This window comes from Pseudoalteromonas sp. Of11M-6 (assembly GCF_022347905.1).
Taxonomy (GTDB): Bacteria; Pseudomonadota; Gammaproteobacteria; order Enterobacterales; family Alteromonadaceae; genus Pseudoalteromonas.
Genome location: NZ_JAKRFW010000109.1, coordinates 1 through 2281, shown reverse-complemented (window position 1 = coordinate 2281; position 2281 = coordinate 1). Strand labels below are relative to the sequence as shown.

Below are 2281 nucleotides of genomic sequence, written 5' to 3'. Positions count from 1 at the left end.
GCGCGATTCACTCGATGAAATGTCTAGCAGTTGGCACTACGACCTACTGCTTCCAGACGCCGCTATCGAAGGCATGCAAGCCACGGTAAAACGCCTAGACGATGTCACCCCCAAAATCGACCAGCATATGCAACAAGCCGCCCAAGAAATCGGGCAGCGAGTTAATAAAGCACTGGATGAATATCAAGGGGAGTTACCACAGGTTGGCGTTACCAATGTGCCGAAGAAATCTAAAGCACCGGAGCTTTCAGCTCCAGAAGGAAACGATCTCAAAGGTGCCCCAGTTAACAAAGTTAATCCGCCATCACGCAAAACGCCTAGTGACTTTACGCAGTATAAATCACTAAACCACAGAAAAGGCGCTACTGGTGAGTACAATGCACACCAATTAATGTTGGAGAATGGCTATACACCACTAGGTAAAACCGACGGTAATTTTAAGCCCGGCGAAACCGGTATAGATGGGATTTATTTGCACCCAAATCCACCACCTGATTATGCTTTCACTGAAGCGAAATACAATAAAAGTAAATTGGGAAAAACCAAAACAGGCAAGCAACTGAGTGATCAGTGGCTAACGGAAAAACGGCTCAGGAAAGCTGGGTTGAACGAGGAACAGATAGCAGACATACTAGAAGCCATTGAAGATAATGATGGCAGAGTCATAAAATTGCTTATCCGTAATAAATTGGATGGCAATCTAATAGTAAATATACTGGATAAAAACGCCCACAATATTGGTAAAGCAACCGGATTTTAGGACATATAAATGCAAAGAGATAATTTGAGAGATATTGATTACTACAATGATAGAGTTAACTTTAGAGTAAAGGTTATCGAAAAAAAAATACAGAAAGTCCAACCTGATAGTCAGTTTGAAGCTGAAGTCAAAATGAAAGGTTCATTTAGGCTAGTTAGTGACTCATTGTATCTTCTTCATCAGAAATACTCTCGCGGCGATGATCTCTCAGAATTTAAGCCACTTTTATTAAATATGTTGACCTACCGCCAATGGCAAAAGGATTATGCTGACGCCTTGCCAGATAAAGAGCAAGTAGAGCGAATTGGCTGGGAAGAACTAAGAGAAGATTACCTCGAAGATCATCTTAAATGGTTGAGTTTCGCTTTCTGTTTAAATATGGATAAAGAATACTACCTAAAGGTGCTGAGTCTTATTGGTAATCAAGGTCAAGACGCGCTATTTGATAAAATTGCTATAACCCTAGGTGACACTAATCGTGAAATAGCTGCGGATACTCTGTTCAAAAAACGTTTCGGTAAACTTTACAAAGTAGTTGAAGGAAGTCCAGAGCAACGTCCAGCACTTGCAAAAGCCTATCTAGAGGCTTGGTATGTATTGGAGGGTAGCCCAGATTATCATTTAATGGATACAGATGCATACATTGGCTATTGGTGCTGGGAAATTGCACTTGTTGTTAAGTTATTCAATATTGATGATAGCAGCTTTATTGACCACCCATACTACCCTAAAGACCTCGTACATTGGCAAGATAATCAGTAGGAGATAAAGGTGCGCGATACACGGAGAAGTAACGATTATTTCGAAGAGTTCTTAGTCGACATTGAAGTTGGCATTAAAGAAACACAGGAAGCCCTCGATGCAGGTAATTTTACCACACCTAGCGAGCGAGTCGATGTTGCCCAGCGTATATATCAGCTCGCGATTATGCGAGCGATAGCGCACTACTCATATGGTGCTCACCTTGGGGATGTTAAGCGCTATACCGAAGCGATTTTGCCGTATCGCAAACAACTGACACACTACTGTGATAAGTTACCTGCAAATCATCAAATATACCGCCATGCTTTTGAAAAGTTGGGCGGGCAAATCGATGCTGTCGGCTCCCCTAATATCAATCGTTATATCTACACTTTGTGGTGGCTGGCACTTTTACAAGCCTGTGATGTCGCTCCAGCTCATATTCAAGAAGTACTCGATGTTATTGGCGAGCGCGGCAAAGACACCTTACTTGATAATGTAGCCATTGCACTTGGTGATAACGATAGACCTATTTCGCCCACACTCTACTACCCTGAAATTTATCAAAACCTTTCACTCGCTTTTACAGTACCTAATGAGCAAAAGCCTGATTTACTCAAGCAATATGCACAAAATTGGTACAGTAAGTTAGAGGGCTTGGCGGACTGGCATGATAATCATAACTGTGAATGCGAATTCGAGTACACGGATTATTATATTGGTTATTGGTGTTTTGAATTAGTTTTAGTCGCTAATGTTCTAGAAATACCAAGAGAATCC

The 2281-nt window shown here is 41.6% G+C and carries 2 protein-coding genes and 1 pseudogene; all 3 read left to right on the top strand.

Going from position 1 to position 2281, the window contains the following annotated elements; all coding sequences use genetic code 11:
• Window positions 1-760, top strand: a pseudogene (locus MHN32_RS23455) (hypothetical protein); the annotation flags it as partial.
• A 9-nt stretch (window positions 761-769) separates the two neighbouring features.
• On the top strand, window positions 770-1522 hold the full coding sequence (locus MHN32_RS23450) for a PoNe immunity protein domain-containing protein (protein ID WP_174170865.1): 753 nt from the start codon (window positions 770-772) through the stop codon (window positions 1520-1522).
• Between the two features lie 9 nt (window positions 1523-1531).
• Window positions 1532-2281, top strand: a 750-nt coding sequence (locus MHN32_RS23445) for a PoNe immunity protein domain-containing protein (RefSeq protein ID WP_239422970.1), incomplete at its 3' end; no start/stop codon positions are given.

Coding starts and splice junctions, on each gene's coding strand:
- MHN32_RS23450 (WP_174170865.1), top strand. CDS start 770: ATGCAAAGAGATAATTTGAGAGATATTGATTACTACAATGATAGAGTT.